Here is a 19621-nt window from a genome sequence, read left to right on the forward strand (position 1 = left end):
AGGGCGGGCCTGCACGGCACACTGCCGGCCATGCGACTCACCCGTGTATCCGCGGCCGCCCTGCTGGCGGCTTGCGGCAGCTTGCCTGCCCTTGCCCAGCTCCCCGCCACGCCCGATGCGGCGGCCTCCGCACCGGCTCGCCCGGCACCTAAGCCCGCCGACGCCAAATCCGAGCAGCTCAAGCGCGTCGAAGTCACGGGCACGGCCAGCGACGAATCCATCCGCAAGGCCTCGACGGCGAGCAAGATCGTCATCACCCGCGAGGAGATCGAGAAATTCGGCGACTCGACACTGGGCGAGATGATCAAGCGCCTGCCGGGCGTGACGACCGGCGGCCGCCCGGGCCGCGGCGGCGACATCCGCATGCGCGGCATGGGTGGCGGCTACACGCAGATCCTCGTCAACGGCGAACGCATGCCGCCCGGCTTTTCGCTGGACCAGCTGCCGCCCGAGCAGGTCGAGCGCATTGAGGTGCTGCGCGCCCCCACGGCCGAGTACGGCGCGCGGGCCGTCGCCGGCACCATCAACATCGTGCTGCGCGAGGCGCTGAAGAAGCGGCTCAACGAGTTCCGCGCCGGCTTCGCCACCGAGCGCGGCCAGATCAGCCCCGGCATCAGCTGGACGCGCAACGACAATTTCGGCGAGGGCCACGCTTACAACCTGACCGTCAACGCGCTGCACGGCGAGCGCATCGACGACATCATCAACGACACGCTGACGCATACCGTCGCAACGAACAGCGACAGCCTGCTGACCTCGCGCGGCCGCAGCTCGGATGAGCGCAGCGCGCTGAACCTGACCGGCCGCGTGCAGTTCAAGCTCAACGCGACGGACAGCCTGGCCATCCAGCCCTTCATCGTGTCGACCAAGTCCAGCAGCAACACCCAGCTGCTGCAAACGACGACACCCCAGCCCAATCCTCTGCCGGCCGGTTTCTTCGACCAAGCCGACACCGACGGTGACAGCCGCTTCACGATGGCGCGGCTGAACGCGCAGTGGCAGAGCAAGCTCAGCAACGACACCCGCGTGGAAGCCCGCGGCGGCATCGGCCGCGCCCGCGGTGAAAGCCACAGCCTGCGCCAAGAGCGCCTGGTGGGCGCGGCCACGCGGCTGCAGGACGACAGCAACACCAGCCGCGACAGCAACTGGAGCGCGCTGGCCAAGCTGTCGCACAACCTGGGCGGTGACCATTCGCTGGTCAGCGGCATCGAGGGCGAAGGCACGACGCGGCACACCAACCGCATCACACTCGTCAACGGCGCGCCCCAGCCCGGCCTGGACGACTTCGGCGACGACCTCGACGCGTCGTCGGTGCGCGTCGCGGCCTATGCGCAGGACGAATGGAACGTCGGCAAGCAATGGGACTTCTACGCGGGCCTGCGCTGGGAGGGCATCACCACCAAGTCCAGCGCGGCGAGCTACGACGCGCGCAACAAGTCCAGCGTCTTCACGCCGCTGGCGCATGCCCGCTACAAACTCGACGACAAGGGCCGCGACATGATCCGCGCCAGCCTGACGCGCAGCTACCGCAGTCCGCAGCTGCAGGACCTGCTCGCGCGGCCGACCATCAACAGCCAGGTGCCCCACCAGGCCAACACGCCCGACCGTGCCGGCAACCCCGACCTCAAGCCCGAACTCGCGACCGGCTTCGAGATCGGCTATGAGCATTACCTGACCAAGGGCGGCCTGCTCAGCGCCAATTTCTTCGCCCGCCGCATCAGCAACCTGATGCGCACCGTGACGGCGCTGGAGACCGTGCCCTGGGCCGCCACCCAGCGCTGGGTGGCGCGGCCGCAGAACATCGGCAAGGCATCGACGGCCGGCGTCGAGCTGGAGGCGCGCTTTCGCCTGGATGAGTATTTCGAGGACGCGCTGCCCATCAATATCCGCAGCAACTTCAGCGTCTTCACGTCGCGCGTCGAGGGTATTCCGGGGCCGAACAATCACATCGATGGCCAGCCCAAAGGGACGGCCAACCTTGGGGCTGACTACCGGCTGCGGTCTTTGCCTCTGACGCTGGGCGCGTCGCTGAACTGGACGCCGTCGACGACCATCCAGCAGACGCTGATCACCGAGACCACGGCCAGCCGCAAGGCGGTCGTCGATGCCTTCGCGCTGTGGGCCATCAACACCGAGCAGTCGCTGCGGCTGTCGGCGACGAATCTGTCGGCGATGGACTACTTCAATGGCACGGTGATCGCGACGGGAGACCAGGTGATCACGTCGCGCAGTGGGGGGCCGAGTTATACGCAGTGGCAGTTGAGGTGGGAGATGAAGATTTGATGGCTTTGTTGGTTGCCTTTGCGTAGAGCGCTATTGATCGATGCATTGCCGGGAGTCCGTCCCGGCGGCCGGGTAACTTTCTTCTGCGGGGCCAGAAGAAAGTCACCAAAGAAGAGGCCCTGAACCGCACACGAGCGCGGCGCCGCCATGAGCGGCGCGCGAAAACGCCCACTGGCATTGCGCGACGACGCGACCCGCTGCGCTCTCGCTGCTGTCCCTATGACGAGCGCCATCCATTGGCCCTTCATGCCGCTTAACGCCGGCTGCACGCCGGGCTCATCAGAAATACCGCGTCGCTGGTGCGACGGCACGGAGGTGCTGGCAGCGGTCGCGTCGCCCGAGCGACGCTGTATTTGGTTTTCTGGTGAGCCCGGCGTGCAGCCGCGCGTTAAGCGGGCAGGTGGTGCGATGGGCGGTGCTGGTGATAGGGACAGCAGCGAGAGCGCAGCGGGTCGCTTCGGCCCACTCATCGATTGGTTGTTGCACGGCGTAGCTCGTGCACGTGGTACTGGTGTGCGGTTCAGGGCCTCTTCTTTGGTGACTTTCTTCTGGCCCCGCAGAAGAAAGTTACCCCGCTGCCGGGCGGGACTCCCGGCAATGCACCGAGCAGACNTGCGGTTCAGGGCCTCTTCTTTGGTGACTTTCTTCTGGCCCCGCAGAAGAAAGTTACCCCGCTGCCGGGCGGGACTCCCGGCAATGCACCGAGCAGACGCGCTCTATGCAAAACCGACCAAGCCAACAATCAGCCCAAACTCGAAGTTACCCACGGCCCGGTGAGCCCATCCAGCTCACAGTCCCACAGCGCCTGCGCATCCATCTCGTCGACGACACCCTCGCCGTACACCTTCAAAGCAAGACTGCGCAGCATGATCACCATGCCCCGCACAAACGCCGCCCGCCCCGCCTCACCGGCCACGCCGAGCAGCACCGAAGCATCCAGCTTCACATAGTCCAACCCCGCCTGATAGAGCTTCTCGACCTGCGCCAATCCGGCGCCGGCATGCTCCAGCCCCAGCTTGACGCCCAACGGCCTCAACTGGCGCCCAAACTCCAGCAGCCGCTCGAAATGCTCGGTCGCCGCCGCCTCGGCCAGGTCCAGCAGCAAGGCACGCGCAGGCTGCGGCCACTGCGCCAGCAGCTCACGCAACTGCGGCAAAAACGCAGCATCGGCCAGCGACACCGGCGCCACATTGATGCAGCGCGCCTTGCCGTCGGCCGCGATGGCCTGCAGGGCCAGACCGACGGCGAGCAGGTCGACCTGGGCCGTCATGCGCGCACGCACCGCGAGAGGCAGCCAGGCCGTGGCCGGCTGGAAATCGGCATCCAGTCGCAACTGCAGCGGGCATTCCAGATGCAACACACGGCCACCTCGGTCGCGCACCGGGAACTCGATCAAGCGACCACGCTGCTGGCTGACGGCCTCCTGCAGCTGGGCACGCCACAGGCCCTCGCCCTGCTCGCGACCGATGCCAGGGTCGGCGACGATTTCGACGACGAAGCCGCCACGAGCCTCGCCCTGATGCTCTGCACGGGCCAGGGCCGCATCGGCCTCGCCCAGCCAGACGCTGCTGGGCCGCTCGCGCGGCAGCTCGATGGCGCCAAGCGCCACCTGCACGCCGGGCCCGAAGGCCGGCAGGCTGGCGCGCAGCGCGTCGGCCAGCGCATGGGCGGTCTCGGCGGCCACGCCCTCGGCCGGCAGCCACAGTGCGAAATCGCCGCCGTTCAAGCGCCCGACTCGGCATCCCGCGACAGATTCGGGATAGGCCTGCAGGGCCGAGACGACGGTCAGCAGCACGTCGTCCACCGCGCCACGGCCCAAGCGGGCGTTCAGGCCGGCCAGCTCACGCAGGCGCACCAGCACCAGGCCGGCAACGGCCGGGCCGTCATCGCGGCGCAGCGCGGCATCCAGCTCGGCCAGGAAATGCTTGCGGGTCGACACGCCGGTCAGCGGGTCATGGTGGACCTGCTCGCGCAGCACCAGCAACTGCCCGGCCTGGGCTTCGAAGAGGTCGCGCACGCGCTGCACCATCGCGTTCATGGCGCGGGTCAGGCGCTGCAGTTCGGGCACGCGCGGCTCGATGACCTGCCCATAGCTGCCGGCCAGCACACCCTCGGCCTGGGCGACGGCGGCGTCCAGCGGTCGGCGGATGCGCCTGAGCCCCGCCCAGGCCAGCACCGCGGCAGCGATGCCGACGATGAGCAGCCAGGCCAGCAGGCGGCGGGAGGTGAGCCACAGCACGTCATGGGCGTAGCTCGAATGGCTCTTCAATTCGACCGAGCCGATCGCATTCCAGCCATTGGACAGCTGGGCCACGCCGGGTGCGGCCTGGATCGGCAGCAGGGCACGGAACCAGGCCGGCGCCTGGCCCGGCCGCGGTGCCTCGGAACGCTCGAACAGGGTCTCGCCATTGGCGCCACGCCAGCGCACGAACTCGTAGGCGCCGGTGTCGAACTGGGCCGACACCAGCAGCTTGATGAGCTCGCGGTCGCCCTGCTGCTGCGACAGGGCCAGGGCCAGCGCCTGGGCGTTGTCCGCATTCTTCAGCTGGAGCTGCGTGCGCATCAGCTCGCGCGCGGAAACGGCGGACAGGCCCACCGCGCCCACCAGCGCGGCCAGCACCACGCCCAGCACCAGCCAGGCGATCTGCCGCATCAACGACATGTCTCACTCCCGTTCACAAGAATCCCTCCGCCCTCGCCTTGGCCACCAGTTCGCGCCACAGCGACAACCGCGCCAGCGGGTCGCCCGCGGTCACCTGGCCCACGCCCTGCCAAAGGCCTTCGGTGTTGAAGCTGAACACCGGGGTCAGGTCGCTGCGCTGCGACGCGGGCAGCACCTCGGGGCGCAGGTTGTCCAGGATCAGCGGCTCGGCGCCCGGTTGGGCATAGTAGGCCAGCACCATGTGTGCCAGCGACTGGCCCTGCAGCCGCGCCCGCACATAGACCATCCTCAGCTTGGCCGTCGGCACGCCGGTGGCGACCAGGCCGAAGTATTTGGCAATGGCGTAGTCCTCGCAGTCGCCGGCGCGCTTTTCCAGGCTTTCCAGCGGCGAAGCCCAATAGTCCGGCAGGTTCCAGGTGACGCTGTCGTCCCTGAAAGCCAGGCGGTGGTTGAAGAAATCGTTGATGTCCTTGAGCCGCTGCGGCTCCTCGCTCACGCCACTGCGCTCGATCTGCTGCACCAGGGCCTGGGCCTGCTCGACGACGCGAGGGCCGCGGGCGGTGGCAGCCTCCAGCACGCGCGCTGCGTCATACGCCGCGAAGGCCAGCACCGGCCCCATCACCAGCAAGGCCAGCCACCACCGGTGCAGGTGGAGGGCGAAAGCGACGCGAGGCGGGGAAGTGGGCAAGATTGACGGCGGGCTGCAGGTGAATTCACTGTACCCGGGCGGCAGCCGCCCGAAGGGCCTCTAAGATTTTTGAATGCAGAACACGGCACCTTCCCACGCCAACCGGCCTCGCTCGCAGCAGATCCGCGATGACCTCGACCAATCGCGCCGCCGCGGCCCGCTGCAGCAGATCCAGATCCCGCCCTGCCCCGAGTTGCTGGCCCAACTGCAGCAGGCCATCAACCAGCCAGAGCCCGACCTGAATCTCGTTTCCCGCATCGCTTCCAGCGATGTGGCCATGGCTGCCACGTTGCTGCGCATCGCCAACGGCCCGCTGTTCAAGCCGGTGGGCCTACCCTGCAGCACCGTCGGCCAGGCCATGACGCGCATCGGCCTGCGCGAGAGCGTGGCCGTCATGACCGGCTTCCTGGCCCAGCACGCCGTCCCCGTCAACTCGCCGCAGCTGGCGCGCTTCTGGGAGCGCAGCACCATGCGCGCCATCGCGATGGCCACCATCGCCCAGCAGTTGCCGGGCCTGTCGCCTGACCTGGCGCACAGCTTCGGCCTCTTCTTGCACGTCGGCATGCCGGTGCTGATGCAGAGCGTGCGCGGCTATGCAGCCACCATGGTGGAGGCCGGCGCACGCATCGACCGGCCCTATATCGCTACCGAGAACGCCAACCACAAGACCGACCACGCCGTCGTCGGCGCCCTGGTCGTGCGGGTGTGGAACCTGCCGGCGCCGCTGATGGCGGCCATTCGTCTGCACCATGACTTCGCGGCCCTGGGCCATGACGGGATCGAGCCGGAGATCCACACGCTGATCGCCGCCGGGCTCATCGCCGAGCACCTGATGCGCCGCCATGAGGGCCTGCCGGAAGATGCCGACTGGGCCGCCCACCATGCCGCCGCGATGGATTGGCTGCATATCGGTTGGGACGAGCTGGCCCAGTGGGAAGAAGCCGTCACCGCACAGTTCGATGCGGCTTAGGTTCCCACGCCTGCGTGTCCTCGTGCTGGTCGCCATGGTGGTGGCGGCATTGGCCATCGTCGGCTGGTGGGCGTTCGGCCCGTCCGGCGTCGCCGTCGAGTTGACCAAACGCAGCTGGCGCATGGAGATCATCGTCGAGCGGCTGCGTTCCGAGTCGGGCTCGGACTGGTGCGACGAGCTGCCCGAGGGTGCCTTCGACATCAGCCGCCGCACCATCGCCGACCCGACCGGCAAGCGCGCCGAGCCGAGCGAGCATTGCCGCTACAACGTCCTGGCCTGGCGCCGCAGCTGGATCGTCAAGAACGAAGGCGGCCCCGAGGACCGCCCTGACTGGCCGCGCCCGCCGCTGCGCGTGGCCCCACCCGGCCAGCCCGGCAGCGAGCGCCTGAGCAAGCGCGAAGCCTATTTCGAGATCGAGCTGCGCGACCGCGAGGACCATGCCTGGGTCTGCCGCGTCGACCCCGAGCACTGGAAACAGCTTCGCGTGGGCATGCGCTTTCGCATGCCGGTGGACCGCTTCGGCACGGCGAACTGCCCGGCGATGTATCCGTCCAACATCTAGCCGGCCTTGGCCGCCTCGCAGGCGGCCTTGAGCCCGCCGTAGTTGGCAAAGCCCTTGCCCATCTCCTCCACCTTGGGGTCGGCCAGCACGACCAGCGGCGTGTCCTCGTCGCCGGTGATGAGGCTGGGCTCCGCGGCGCCAGCAGTTGTGCCGAAGCGCTCACCTGACGCGTGGCATGGGTCAGCGCTTGTCCGGCTGCGGGCTGCGCCCTTCGATCAGCGGCAGCAGGCCTCGCGTCCCTTCGTACAGATGCTCGAACAGCCGCTTGACGCGTGGCACCTGGCGCAGCTCCACGCGAGTCAGCAGCCACAGCTCGCTGCGCCAGTCGCGCGGCGGATCGAACACGCGACGCAGCTCGGGGTCGGCATCGCCGAGATAGCAGGGCAAGGCAGCAAGGCCCATGCCGGCGCGCACCAGCTGGCGAACATGGGTCAGGCTGTTGGTGCGCACCGCCACCTGGCGGCCCAGTCCCTGGCCCTCCAGCCAGCGGGCCGATGCCAGGTGGGCCAGGTCCTCGTCGACACCCACCCAGGGTTGCAGGTCCAGGGTCTCGGCGCTGACGCCGCCCAGCTTCCGGGACGCATAGACCGTCGCCTCGACACGCGCCAGGCGGCGCCCCACCAGCGACTCCGGCGGCGGGCCGCCGGAGCGCAGCGCGACATCGGTCTCGCCCTGCTGCACGTCCAGTAGCGCGTTGCCGCTGCGCACCTGCAGCTGGACCTGATGCCGGGCCTGGTAGCTGGCCAGCAGCGGCGGCAGCAGGGCCTGCATCCAGGTATCGGCCGCGCTGAACCTCAGCAGGCCGCCAGGCCAAGCCTGCCGCCCCCGCAGGCTCTCGGTCACGACATGCAGCTCACGCCCCATGCGGCGCGACAGCTCGACCAGCTCGGCCCCGGCGCGCGTGGCCACATAGCCGCCACGCAGGCGCTCGAACAGCCGCAGGTCCAGCTTCTGCTCCAACGCCCGCAGCCGCCGGAACAGCGTCGCATGGCTCAAGCCGCCCGCGCCGGCCGCCTTGGCCAGGCCGCCATGCTGGGCGATCAGTTGCAGCAGGCGCAAATCGTCTCAGTTCAGGTCGTTGAGGGTGGCTGCTGTCATGACCAGCAATTTTGCAATGACAAATTGCAAATTCGCACACGCAGGAGGCTCAGCGCGTTCCTAGACTGCAGGCCTTCCCAGCACAACAAGAAACCATGCCATGTCGATGTACGAACAGCTTCCCTTCCAGCCCGCCAACCGTGGCGAGATCGACCGCGTGGTGGCCGACTTCCCGCTGGCCACCCTCGTCAGCGCCGACGAGGGCCGGATGCTGGCCACGCCGCTGCCGTTGATCCTGGAGCGCGATGCGGCCAGCGGCGAAGCGCGGCTGATCGGCCATCTGTCGCGCCGCAACCCGCAGTTCGCCATGCTGCAGCGCCAACCGCGCGCCCTGGCCACCTTCACCGGTGCGCAGGGCTATATCGCCAGCAGTTGGATGGGCAACCGCCACTACGCACCGACCTGGAACTACGAGTTCGTCCAGTTCGAACTGGACGTCAGCATCGAGGACAGCCCGGAGCAGCTGCTGCGTGCGCTGGAGCTGCTGAGCGCCCATGTCGAAGCACCCTACCCTAATGCTTGGCGGCCGGCCGAGATGGGGCCGCGGCTGGAGCAACTGGCGCAGTACATCGTGCCCTTCAGTGCCCGCATCCTGGAGACCCGCGCCCAGTTCAAGCTGGGCCAGGGCGACCCAGCCGATGCGCGGGCCGACGCCTACGCCGGCCTGTCCCGCTACGGCGGCCATCAACTGGCCGCCGCGATGCGGCGGCATGAAGAGCTGGTGCGGGAGGCCGCGCGCTAGGGCTCGGGTCTCACCGCCCTCAGCATCTGCTGCCACAGCGGCGCATAGGCCGCGTTGGCAATGCCTTCGCCATGCGGCTGGCCGCCCGGGCGCAACGGCAGGTCCAACGCATGAACCTGGGCCGGCGGGATCCCCAACAGGCGATAGCTTTGCGCCAGCAGGTCGGCGGCCGTCTCCTGCACGTGGTAGGTCGCATGCCAGCGTTCGGGCGGCGTGACGCTGGCACGGCGATACCAGCGGGCCAGTTCGCCGCCGGCCTCGCGGTCCCAACCGCCGGAGAAGTCCAGCACGCCGGCCACCGCGCGCGTTTTGGCGATGAAGGCGGCCATGCCGCCGCCTTGGGACTGGCCAGCCAGCACGATGCGGCTCCAGCGTGGCTCATCGCCATCAAGGTAGCCGGCCCATTGGCCCGCCGGATCCTGCTCGGCCAGATGGCGCAGCAGCCGGGTGAGCCGCGGCACGATGGCATCCTCGGGCCGGTCGTCAATGGGCGCCGCGGTCGCGTCGCCCCAGACGCGTTGTTGGCGGAAGGCCGCGGCACAGGTCGGATGGGCCTGCAGCCGCGGTCCCTTGCAGACCTGCGATACGGCCACATCGTCCAGATAGGACAGGCCGACCAACCGGAAGCCGGCGGATCGCACCGCCTGGAAGAGGCCCTTCGGCCCACTGGCCGGATGACCGTTGGTACCCGGCAACCAGACAAGCAGGGGCTCGGTCACCGCCGGGTCGTAGACCACCCAATGCGGCGGCTCATCGGCCTTGAGCCGCGCATCGGTGGCCTGCGGCGCGACCCGCAGTGACCGTTCTTCGGCCTGTGCCGAGAGCGCCAGCAGCAACGCCGTCCCCAGCAACAGACGACGCATCGCTGCTTACTTCTTGCGCACCGGCGGCACGTCCGTGCAGGAGCCGTGCGCCACTTCCGCGGCCATGCCGAGCGATTCGCCCAGCGTCGGGTGCGGGTGGATGGTCTTGCCGATGTCCACCGCATCCGCGCCCATCTCGATGGCCAGGGCAATCTCGCCGATCATGTCGCCGGCATGCGTGCCGACAATGCCGCCGCCGATGATGCGGTGGCTTTCCTCGTCGAAGAGCAGCTTGGTGAAGCCCTCGTCGCGGCCGTTGGCGATGGCGCGACCCGAGGCCGTCCACGGGAACAGGCCCTTGGTGACCTTGATGCCCTTGGCCTTGGCCTCGTCCTCGGTGATGCCCACCCAGGCCACTTCGGGGTCGGTGTAGGCCACGCTCGGGATCACGCGGGCGTCGAACTGGCTCTTCTTGAGCTTCTCGTCGCCCAGCAACTCACCAGCGATGACTTCCGCCGCGACATGGCCCTCGTGCACCGCCTTGTGGGCCAGCATGGGCTGGCCGACGATGTCGCCGATGGCGAAGACGCTCGGGACGTTGGTGCGCATCTGCACGTCGACCGGGATGAAACCGCGGTCACCGACGATGACGCCCGCGTTCTCGGCGCCGATCTTCTTGCCATTGGGCGTGCGGCCCACGGCCTGCAATACCAGGTCGTAGCGCTGCGGCTCCTTCGGCGCGCCCTCGCCTTCGAAGGTGACCCAGATGCCATCGGGCTTGGCCTCGGCACCGACCGTCTTCGTGTTCAACATGATGTTGTCGAAGCGGTGAGCGTTGAACTTCTGCCAGACCTTGACGAGGTCGCGGTCGGCGCCGGTCATCAGCGTGGGCAGCATCTCGACGACGTCCAGGCGTGAGCCCAGCGTGGAGTACACCGTGCCCATTTCCAGGCCGATGATGCCGCCGCCGACGATGAGCATCTTCTCGGCCTCGACCTGCATCTCCAGCGCGCCGGTCGAGTCGACGATGCGCGGGTCGTCGGGCAGGAAGGGCAGGCGCACGGCCTGCGAACCGGCCGCGATGATGAGGCGCTTGAAGGCCACGGTCTGGGCCGCGCCAGTCTTGGCCTGGCCCACGGCGCCTTCGGTCGCTTCGACCTTGAGGTGTTGCGCGTCGATCAGCGAGCCGACGCCGCGCAGCACGGTTACCTTGCGCATCTTGGCCATCGCCGCGAGACCGCCGGTCAGCTTGCCCGTCACCTTGTTCTTGTGCGCGCGCAGCTTGTCGATGTCGACTTCCGGCTCGCCGAAGGCCACGCCGAGGTCGGCCATGTGGCTGACCTCGTCCATGACGGCCGCGACGTGCAGCAGCGCCTTGGACGGGATGCAACCGACGTTCAGGCAGACGCCGCCGAGCGTCGCATAACGCTCGACGAGGGCGACCTTGAGGCCCAGGTCGGCGGCGCGGAAAGCGGCCGAGTAACCACCGGGGCCGCCGCCAAGGACGACGAGGTCGAAGGCCTGGTCGGCGCTGCCCGAGTAGGTCGCGGCGACCGGTGCCGGTGCCGCAGCAACGGGTGCCTGTGCAGGCGCAGCGGGAGCCGGCGCGGGGGCCGCGGCTCCAGCCGACTCCAGCGTCAGCACGACCGAACCCTTCTTGACCTTGTCGCCGATCTTGACGCGCAGCTCCTTCACCACGCCAGCGGCGGACGACGGAATCTCCATCGAGGCCTTGTCGCTCTCGACGGTGATGAGGCTTTGCTCGACCTTGACGGTGTCGCCGGCCTTGACCAGCACCTCGATGACGCCGACTTCGTCGAAGTCGCCGATGTCAGGAACTTGAACTTCCACGATTGCCATGTGTTCAGCTCCCGACTTAGAGCGCGATCCGACGGAAGTCGGAGAGCAGCGAAGCAAAGTACACGTTGAAGCGAGCAGCCGCAGCGCCGTCGATGACGCGGTGGTCCCAGCTCAGCGACAGCGGCAGGATCAGGCGCGGCTGGAAGGCCTTGCCGTCCCACACGGGCTCGATCGAGCTCTTGCAGACGCCCATGATGGACACCTCGGGCGCATTGATGATGGGCGTGAAGTACTTGCCGCCGATGCCGCCGAGCGACGAAATCGAGAAGCAGCCGCCGCTCATGTCGGCCGGGCCCAGCTTGCCGTCGCGAGCCTTCTTGGCCAGATCGCCCATTTCCTGGGTGATCTGGAAGATGCCCTTCTTGTCGGCGTCCTTGATGACGGGCACCACGAGTCCGTTGGGCGTGTCCGCCGCGAAGCCGATGTGGAAGTAGTTCTTCAGCACCAGCGTGTCGCAGTCGAGCGAGGCGTTGAACTCGGGAAACTTCTTCAGCGCCGCGACGGCGGCCTTGATCATGAAGGCGAGCATCGTGACCTTGATGCCGGCCTTCTCGTTCTCCTTGTTCAGCTGGACGCGGAAGGCTTCGAGATCGGTGATGTCCGCGTCGTCATGGTTGGTGACGTGCGGGATGACGACCCAGTTGCGGTGCAGGTTGGCGCCCGAGATCTTCTTGATGCGGGACAGTTCCTTGCGCTCGACGGGGCCGAACTTCTCGAAGTCGACCTTGGGCCAGGCCAGCACGTTCAGGCCGGAACCGCTGCCACCACCGCTTGCGGGCGCGGCGGCTTTCTGCGCGGCAGTCTGGAGCTGACCGGACATGACCGCCTTGACGAAGCCCTGCACGTCGCTCTCGACGATGCGGCCCTTGGCGCCCGTGCCCTTCACTTCGGCCAGCGGCACGCCCAGCTCACGGGCAAGCTTGCGGATGCTGGGCGAGGCGTGGGGCAGCTTGCCAGTCGGAGCAACAGGCTCGTGCGGCGGCAACGCCGCCGTCGGTACGGTCTTGGTCTCCGCCGGAGCGGCAGCTGGGGCTGCTGCGGCAGGCGCCGACGTGGCCACGGGCGCTGCTGTGGCCGGCGCAGGCGCAGGCGCACCACCGGTTGCGGCCACGCGTGCCAGCGGCGAGCCCTTCTTGACCTTGTCGCCTACCTTGACGAGCAGTTCCTCGACCACGCCGGCATGCGACGACGGGATCTCCATTGAGGCCTTGTCGCTCTCGACGGTGACGAGGCTTTGCTCGACCTTGACGGTATCGCCGACCTTCACCAGCAGCTCGATGACGGCCACTTCGTCGAAGTCGCCGATGTCCGGCACTTCGATGGTGACCGGGCCGCTGCTTTGCGCAGGGGCCGCCGGTGCGGATGCGGCCTGAGCCGGTGCGGGTGCGGGTGCGGGTGCGGGGGCCGTAGCAGCAGGCGCCGGAGCAGCGGCCGCCGGCGCGGCAGCGCCCTCACCCTCGACGATCACCAGCACGCTGCCTTCCTTGACCTTGTCGCCCACGGCGACCTTGATCTCCTTGACGACGCCGCCCTGCGACGACGGAATCTCCATCGATGCCTTGTCGCTTTCGACGGTGATCAGGCTCTGCTCGACCTTGACGGTGTCGCCCACCTTGACGAGCACCTCGATGACGCCGACCTCATCGAAATCGCCGATGTCGGGAACCTTGACTTCAACCAATGCCATGTTCTTTGCTCCCGGCTTAGGCGTAGAGAGGATTGATCTTGTCGGCCTTGATGCCGTACTTCGCAATGGCCTCGGCCACCTTGGCGACCGGCACCGCGCCGTCATCGGCCAGCGCCTTCAGCGCGGCCACGACGATGTAGTGACGGTTGACCTCGAAGTGCTCGCGCAGCTTGGAGCGGAAGTCCGAACGTCCGAAGCCATCGGTGCCCAGCACCTTGTACGAGCGGCCGCGCGGGATGAAGGCGCGGATCTGCTCGGCGTAGTTCTTCATGTAGTCGGTCGACGCGATGACCGGGCCCTTGGTGTGGCCCAGCTGCTGGGTCACGAAAGGCACGCAGGCCAGCTCGGTCGGGTGCAGCAGGTTCCAGCGCTCGGCGTTCTGGCCGTCGCGGGCCAGCTCGTTGAAGCTCGGGCAGCTCCACACATTGGCGCCCACTCCCCACTCTTCTTCCAGCAGCATCTTGGCGACCTGGCTTTCGCGCAGGATGGTGCCCGAACCCAGCAGGTTGACGCTGACCGGCTTGGATGCGTCCGCCTCTTCCAGCAGGTACATGCCCTTGAGAATCTGCTCCTCGGTGCCGGCCTTCAGGCCCGGCATCGGGTAGTTCTCGTTCAGCAGGGTGATGTAGTAGTAGACGTTTTCCTGGTCTTCCACCATGCGCTTCAAGCCGCGCTGCATGATGACGGCGACTTCATGGGCGAAGGTCGGGTCATAGGACACGCAGTTCGGGATGGTGCCGGCCAGGATGTGGCTGTGGCCGTCCTCGTGCTGCAGACCTTCGCCGTTCAGCGTCGTACGGCCGGACGTGCCGCCCAGCAGGAAGCCACGCGCCTGCATGTCGCCGGCCGCCCAGGCCAGATCGCCGATGCGCTGGAAGCCGAACATCGAGTAGTAGACGTAGAACGGGATCATGACGCGGTTGTTCGTCGAGTACGACGTCGCCGCGGCGATCCAGGAGGCCATGCCGCCGGCCTCGTTGATGCCTTCCTGCAGCACCTGGCCGGCCTTGTCCTCGCGGTAGTACATGACCTGGTCGCGGTCGACCGGGGTGTACTGCTGGCCCGCGGGGTTGTAGATACCGATCTGGCGGAATAGGCCTTCCATGCCAAAGGTACGTGCCTCGTCAACGAGGATGGGCACCGTGCGCGGGCCCAGTTCCTTGTCGCGCAGCAGCGTGGTCAGGAAGCGCACATAGGCCTGGGTCGTCGAGATCTCGCGGCCTTCGGCGGTGGGGTCCAGCACGGCCTGGAAGGTGGCCAGGTCGGGCACCTTCAGCGCCTCGTCGGACTTGGCGCGGCGCTTGGGCAGGTAGCCGCCCAGCGCCTGGCGGCGCTCGTGCAGGTACTTGAGTTCCTGCGAGCCTTCCGGCGGTTGGTAGAACGGGATCTTGGGCAGGTCTTCGTCCGACACCGGGATGTTGAAGCGGTCGCGCATGGCGCGGATGTCGTCGTCCTGCAGCTTCTTGGTCTGGTGGGCGGTGTTCTTGCCTTCGCCGATCTTGCCCATGCCGAAGCCCTTGACGGTCTTCACGAGCAGCACTGTCGGCTGGCCGACGGTGTTGACGGCCTTGTGATACGCCGCGTAGACCTTCTGCGGGTCATGGCCGCCGCGCTGCAGGCGCCAGATGTCCTCGTCGCTCATCTTGGAGACCATCTCCAGCAGCTTGGGGTGCTTGCCGAAGAAGTTCTTGCGCACGAAGGCGCCGTCGTTGGCCTTCATGGCCTGGTAGTCACCGTCGACGGTGTCCATCATGACCTTGCGCAACAGCTCGTCCTTGTCGCGCGCCAGCAGCGGGTCCCAGTAGCCGCCCCAGATCAGCTTGATGACGTTCCAGCCCGCACCGCGGAACTCGCCTTCCAGCTCCTGGATGATCTTGCCGTTGCCACGCACTGGGCCATCCAGGCGCTGCAGGTTGCAGTTGACGACGAAGATCAGGTTGTCCAGCTTCTCCCGTGCGGCCAGGCCGATGGCGCCCAGCGATTCCGGCTCGTCCATCTCGCCGTCGCCCAAGAAGACCCAGACCTTGCGCTTGCTCGTATCGGCGATGCCGCGGGCGTGCAGGTACTTCAGGAAGCGCGCCTGGTAGATGGCCATCAAGGGGCCCAGGCCCATCGAGACGGTCGGGAACTGCCAGAACTCGGGCATCAGCTTCGGGTGCGGGTAGCTGGACAGACCCTTGCCGTCGACTTCCTGGCGGAAGTTGATCAGCTGCTCCTCGGTGATGCGGCCTTCCATGAAGGCGCGGGCATAGATGCCGGGCGCGCTGTGGCCCTGGATGTAGAGCAGGTCGCCGCCGTGCACGCCGTCGTCGGCATGCCAGAAGTGGTTGAAACCGCAGCCCAGCATGGTCGCCAGCGATGCGAACGAGCTGATGTGACCGCCCAGGTCACCGCCGTCTTCCGGGTTGTGCTTGTTGGCGCGCACCACCATCGCCATGGCGTTCCAGCGCATGTAGGCGCGCAGGCGTTCTTCGATCTCGATGTTGCCGGGGAAGCGCTCTTCCTGGTCGGTCGGGATGGTGTTGACGTAGGCCGTGTTGGCCGAGAACGGCACCTCGATGCCGGCCTGGCGGGCGTGGTCGATCAGGGTCTCGAGCAGGAAGTGGGCGCGGTCGCCACCTTCCTCGCCGATGACGGCCGAAAGGGCATCCAGCCACTCACGGGTTTCCTGCGGATCTTGGTCGTTCGCGGCGGCGCCGAGAAAGTCTTGCGGCTGGGCTGACATGGCCGTGTCTCCTAGTAATTCCGCCTCTGCGGGCGAAAGTGGCAGTTCTAACAGGTGCGAGGTGCGGACCCAGGCCCGCGAGCGGGGCGGAGTGTCTCACAGGCTCGAGTATTTTCCCAAATGGTGCGAGGTGATTTCTTATTGTGAAATCAGCAGGACCGACATCGCCCCGGATAATTGCGCATGCCTCCTGTCTCCGCCTCGCCCAACCGCAGCCAACGCTGGCTCGCCACGATGCGCCGCCTGGTCGCCACCTGGTGGTTCAAGCAGTCGCCGTCGCGCCAGGACCGCCTGGCCACGCTGGGTCCCCTGATCTCGGTGCTGCTCTTCCTGGCGGCCATCATTTCGGCCTTCTGGTACCTGCGCAACGAAGAAATCGAGCGCGAGACCGAGTCGGTCAAGCGCGACACCGAGATCGCCCAGCAGCAGATCCGCCTGCGCCTGATCGAGAACCAGGAGCAGCTCGTGCGCATCGCGCGGGAGGTCGTCACCCGCCAGATCGACGCCCACGAGTTCTCGGCCCAGGCCCAGGCCTTTGCGCGCGAACGGCCCGAGCTGACGCATGTGACCTGGCTCAGCGCCAAGCGCGAGCGGCGCAGCAGCGTCGGCGCGGCGGGCTTCCAGGCTGACGGCCTGATGTCGGCGGACGGCGATGACCCGTCCATGCCCATGGCCAACCAGTCCAATGCCGCGGCCATCGCTTTCGAAGCGGCCAAGGACCGCCGCCAGCCGGTCTATTCGCCGCCCTTCGCCGACGCCAACGGCGTCACCGTCTTCCAGTTGCACATCCCGTTGATCGACCGTGGCGGCTTCGCCGGCGTGCTGATCGCCGAGTACACGGTCGAGTCCCTGCTGCGCTACTACGTGCCCAGCGAGGTCGCCACCCGCCACAGCATCGCCGTGCTGGATTCGCGCGACCAGGTCGTCAGCAGTACCGTGACGCCCATGCCGGGCCAGGTGCTGCGCCGCGCCTCGCTGCTGCACGACGTGCCGCTCGCGCCGGCACTCAATGGCCTGGTGCTGCGCGGCCAGGGCTGGCGCACCTCCATCGGCCTGATCAACAACGCATTGTTCTGGCTGGTGCTGGCGCTGGCGGGCATGACGGTGTGGATGTTGCTGGGCACCTGGCGCCACATGCGCCGGCGAACCCAGATCCAGAACGCACTGACGCTGGAAACCAACTTCCGCCGCGCCATGGAGAACTCCATGCTGACCGGCATGCGCGCCATGGACATGGACACGCGCATCACCTACGTCAACCCGGCCTTCTGCGCGATGACCGGCTTCTCTGAAGCCGACCTCGTCGGCCGCACACCACCCTACCCGTTCTGGCCCGTGGACCGCCGCGAGGAGAACGCCCGCCTGCTGCAGCAGGAGCTGCAGGGCCGAAGCCCGTCGGGTGGGGTGGAGGTCAAGATCCAGCGCAAGGACGGCAGCCAGTTCGATGCCCGCGTCTACGTGTCGCCGCTGGTGGACACCAAGGGCAAGCAGACCGGCTGGATGACCTCGATGACCAACATCACCGAGGCCAAGCGCGTGCGTGACCAGCTCTCGGCTTCACACGAGCGCTTCACCACCGTACTGGAAGGGCTGGACGCCGCCGTGTCCGTGCTGTCGGTGCAGCCACCCGAGCTGCTGTTCGCCAACCGCAGCTACCGGCTCTGGTTCGGCGCCGACCCGGCCGGCCACGCGCTGCTGGCCGGCGGCCATCTGCTGGGCACGACCAGCCGCCGCGGCAGCCTGGATGATGGCGCCGACGAAGTCGACGACTATTCCGGCCTGCCCGCCGAGGCACTGACCGAGACCGGCTCCGACCCGCGCGAGGTCTATGTCGAGTCCCTGGCCATGTGGTTTGACGTGCGTGCGCGCTATCTGCAGTGGACGGACGGCCGTCTGGCGCAGATGCTGATCGCCACCGACATCACGATGCGCCGCCACGCCGAGGCGCAAGCCGCGCTGCAGGCGGACAAGGCGCAGGTGACAAGCCGGCTGATGACCATGGGCGAGATGGCCTCCAGCGTCGCCCACGAGCTGAACCAGCCGCTGACTGCCATCACCAACTACTGCAACGGCATGGTCAGTCGCGTGCGCAACGACAGCATCGACAAGGATGCGCTGATGGCCGCGCTGACCAAGACGGCCAAGCAGGCCGAGCGCGCTGGCCAGATCATTCACCGCATCCGCAACTTCGTGAAGCGCAGCGAGCCGCAACGCCAGCCCGCCAACGCCGCCGACATCGTCGAGGACGCGGTTGAGCTCGCCGGCATTGAGCTGCGCCGGCGCAACGTGGCCATCCACACCTATGTCGCCCAGCGCCTGCCGCAGCTGATGGTGGACCCCATCCTCATCGAGCAGGTGCTGATGAACCTGCTGAAGAACGCCGCCGAGGCGATCGACAACGCCTCGCTGCCCACCTCGCGCCGCCACATCGAGCTGCGCGTCATCCCCAAGCACAGCGCGGAGCTTGGCGGCCAGATCGAGTTCTCGGTCACCGACATGGGGCCGGGTTTGCCCGACGAAGTGCTGGCCCGCATGTATGAGGCCTTTTTCTCGACAAAAGCCGACGGATTGGGCATCGGCTTAGGGTTATGCCGGTCTATCGTCGAGTCCCACCAGGGCCGGATAAAAGCCGAGAACCTCTACAATGGTTCCTTGGTCGTCGGCTGCCGATTTGCATTCACGATTCCGGTCACCATCACCTCAGAACAACTGCGTCAGGAAGCCTCACCAGGCACTCCCGGCAGCGCTCAGAGAACAGAACCCACAGCACCATGAGCTTGATCCCCAAGAAGGGCAACGTCTACGTTGTCGATGACGACGAAGCGGTCCGCGACTCCCTGCAGTGGCTTCTCGAAGGCAAGGATTACCGGGTCAAGTGCTTTGACTCGGCCGAATCCTTCCTCGCCCGCTACGACCCCCGCGAGGTCGCCTGCCTGATTGCCGACATCCGCATGGATGGCATGACCGGCCTGGAACTCCAGGACCGCCTCATCGAACGCAAGAGCCCCCTGCCCATCGTCTTCATCACCGGCCACGGCGACGTGCCGATGGCGGTGCAGACGATGAAGAAGGGCGCGATGGACTTCATCGAGAAGCCCTTCAAGGAAGAAGAGCTGCTGGCCCTGGTGGAGCGCATGCTCGACCAGGCCCGTGAGGCCTTCTCCAGCCACCAGGAAGCCGCCAGCCGCGACGCCCTGCTGGCGCGGCTCACGACGCGCGAGGCCCAGGTGCTGGAGCGCATCGTCGCCGGCCGCCTGAACAAGCAGATCGCCGACGACCTCGGCATCAGCATCAAGACGGTTGAGGCGCACCGCGCCAACATCATGGAAAAGCTCAACGCCAACACGGTGGCGGACCTGCTCAAGATTGCCTTGGGCGCGACCGCCAAGGCTTGATCCTCACTGATACCGAAAGGCCGCTGAACCTTCAGCGGCTTTTTGCTTTCTGACCCTTCAATTGCAACCACAGAGGCACGGAGACTCAGAGGAAATCAAAGGCTGTTTCTCAGTGCCTCTGTGCCTCTGTGGTTGCATTTCTCCTC

13 protein-coding genes are annotated in these 19621 nt (G+C 67.3%); 6 read left to right on the forward strand and 7 right to left on the reverse strand.

From position 1 onward, the window contains the following. Positions 1-30: 30 nt before the first annotated feature. Complete coding sequence (locus tag ASC95_RS24355) at positions 31-2283, forward strand: TonB-dependent siderophore receptor (protein WP_057300234.1); 2253 nt, start codon at positions 31-33, stop codon at positions 2281-2283. A 742-nt stretch (positions 2284-3025) separates the two neighbouring features. On the opposite strand, the gene ASC95_RS24360 is transcribed toward ASC95_RS24355, so the two are convergent. Together ASC95_RS24360 and ASC95_RS24365 are read right to left on the reverse strand one after the other, a co-directional pair. Then, positions 3026-4945 carry a LapD/MoxY N-terminal periplasmic domain-containing protein gene (locus tag ASC95_RS24360; RefSeq protein ID WP_082568059.1) on the reverse strand — a complete coding sequence of 640 codons (1920 nt, stop codon included), beginning with the start codon at positions 4943-4945 and terminating at the stop codon, positions 3026-3028. 13 nt (positions 4946-4958) lie between these two features. After that, positions 4959-5633, reverse strand: a complete 675-nt coding sequence (locus tag ASC95_RS24365) for a transglutaminase-like cysteine peptidase (protein ID WP_235538039.1) — start codon at positions 5631-5633, stop codon at positions 4959-4961. 73 nt (positions 5634-5706) lie between these two features. Between ASC95_RS24365 and ASC95_RS24370 the strand changes: the two genes are divergently transcribed. After that, positions 5707-6603, forward strand: coding sequence for an HDOD domain-containing protein (locus ASC95_RS24370; protein WP_057300236.1), 897 nt, complete (start codon positions 5707-5709; stop codon positions 6601-6603). Further along, positions 6593-7165, forward strand: coding sequence for a hypothetical protein (locus tag ASC95_RS24375; protein WP_157256483.1), 573 nt, complete (start codon positions 6593-6595; stop codon positions 7163-7165). Before ASC95_RS24370 ends, ASC95_RS24375 begins: the two co-directional genes overlap by 11 nt. A gap of 180 nt (positions 7166-7345) precedes the next feature. On the opposite strand, the gene ASC95_RS24380 is transcribed toward ASC95_RS24375, so the two are convergent. After that, entirely contained in the window at positions 7346-8224 is an 879-nt protein-coding gene (locus ASC95_RS24380) for a LysR family transcriptional regulator (RefSeq protein WP_057300238.1), read from the reverse strand. Between the two features lie 139 nt (positions 8225-8363). On the opposite strand from ASC95_RS24380, the gene ASC95_RS24385 reads away from it, so the two are divergent. Next, positions 8364-9005 carry an FMN-binding negative transcriptional regulator gene (locus ASC95_RS24385; RefSeq protein WP_057300239.1) on the forward strand — a complete coding sequence of 214 codons (642 nt, stop codon included), beginning with the start codon at positions 8364-8366 and terminating at the stop codon, positions 9003-9005. Here the strand turns inward: ASC95_RS24385 and ASC95_RS24390 are convergent. The 4 genes from ASC95_RS24390 to aceE are packed head-to-tail and all read right to left on the reverse strand — an operon-like array spanning position 9002 to position 16080. After that, a complete protein-coding gene (locus ASC95_RS24390; RefSeq protein WP_057300240.1) occupies positions 9002-9868 on the reverse strand; it encodes a hypothetical protein in 867 nt (288 codons plus the stop codon). The genes ASC95_RS24385 and ASC95_RS24390 overlap by 4 nt on opposite strands. A gap of 6 nt (positions 9869-9874) precedes the next feature. Continuing rightward, positions 9875-11668: a dihydrolipoyl dehydrogenase gene (lpdA, locus tag ASC95_RS24395; RefSeq protein ID WP_057300241.1), complete on the reverse strand. Its 1794-nt coding sequence runs from the start codon at positions 11666-11668 to the stop codon at positions 9875-9877. 16 nt (positions 11669-11684) lie between these two features. After that, a complete protein-coding gene (gene aceF, locus ASC95_RS24400) occupies positions 11685-13355 on the reverse strand; it encodes a dihydrolipoyllysine-residue acetyltransferase (RefSeq protein WP_057300242.1) in 1671 nt (556 codons plus the stop codon). Positions 13356-13371: 16 nt separating this feature from the next. Then, on the reverse strand, positions 13372-16080 hold the full coding sequence (aceE, locus tag ASC95_RS24405) for a pyruvate dehydrogenase (acetyl-transferring), homodimeric type (protein WP_057300243.1): 2709 nt from the start codon (positions 16078-16080) through the stop codon (positions 13372-13374). Positions 16081-16263: 183 nt separating this feature from the next. On the opposite strand from aceE, the gene ASC95_RS24410 reads away from it, so the two are divergent. Together ASC95_RS24410 and ASC95_RS24415 are read left to right on the forward strand one after the other, a co-directional pair. Further along, a complete protein-coding gene (locus ASC95_RS24410; protein WP_057300244.1) occupies positions 16264-18855 on the forward strand; it encodes a PAS domain S-box protein in 2592 nt (863 codons plus the stop codon). Next, positions 18852-19475 carry a response regulator transcription factor gene (locus ASC95_RS24415; protein ID WP_056195018.1) on the forward strand — a complete coding sequence of 208 codons (624 nt, stop codon included), beginning with the start codon at positions 18852-18854 and terminating at the stop codon, positions 19473-19475. The genes ASC95_RS24410 and ASC95_RS24415 overlap by 4 nt, the downstream gene beginning before the upstream one ends. Positions 19476-19621: the final 146 nt, after the last annotated feature.

The sequence above is a fragment of the Pelomonas sp. Root1217 genome, from assembly GCF_001425705.1.
Classification (GTDB): domain Bacteria; phylum Pseudomonadota; class Gammaproteobacteria; order Burkholderiales; family Burkholderiaceae_C; genus Pelomonas.

What these genes read in the sequence shown, in the direction of transcription:
- ASC95_RS24385 (WP_057300239.1), top strand. Translation starts at nt 8,364, where the DNA reads ATGTCGATGTACGAACAGCTTCCCTTCCAGCCCGCCAACCGTGGCGAG.
- ASC95_RS24415 (WP_056195018.1), top strand. Translation starts at nt 18,852, where the DNA reads ATGAGCTTGATCCCCAAGAAGGGCAACGTCTACGTTGTCGATGACGAC.
- ASC95_RS24390 (WP_057300240.1), bottom strand. Translation starts at nt 9,868, where the DNA reads ATGCGTCGTCTGTTGCTGGGGACGGCGTTGCTGCTGGCGCTCTCGGCA.
- ASC95_RS24360 (WP_082568059.1), bottom strand. Translation starts at nt 4,945, where the DNA reads ATGTCGTTGATGCGGCAGATCGCCTGGCTGGTGCTGGGCGTGGTGCTG.
- ASC95_RS24355 (WP_057300234.1), top strand. Translation starts at nt 31, where the DNA reads ATGCGACTCACCCGTGTATCCGCGGCCGCCCTGCTGGCGGCTTGCGGC.
- aceF (WP_057300242.1), bottom strand. Translation starts at nt 13,355, where the DNA reads ATGGCATTGGTTGAAGTCAAGGTTCCCGACATCGGCGATTTCGATGAG.
- ASC95_RS24370 (WP_057300236.1), top strand. Translation starts at nt 5,707, where the DNA reads ATGCAGAACACGGCACCTTCCCACGCCAACCGGCCTCGCTCGCAGCAG.
- ASC95_RS24375 (WP_157256483.1), top strand. Translation starts at nt 6,593, where the DNA reads ATGCGGCTTAGGTTCCCACGCCTGCGTGTCCTCGTGCTGGTCGCCATG.
- aceE (WP_057300243.1), bottom strand. Translation starts at nt 16,080, where the DNA reads ATGTCAGCCCAGCCGCAAGACTTTCTCGGCGCCGCCGCGAACGACCAA.
- lpdA (WP_057300241.1), bottom strand. Translation starts at nt 11,668, where the DNA reads ATGGCAATCGTGGAAGTTCAAGTTCCTGACATCGGCGACTTCGACGAA.
- ASC95_RS24410 (WP_057300244.1), top strand. Translation starts at nt 16,264, where the DNA reads ATGCCTCCTGTCTCCGCCTCGCCCAACCGCAGCCAACGCTGGCTCGCC.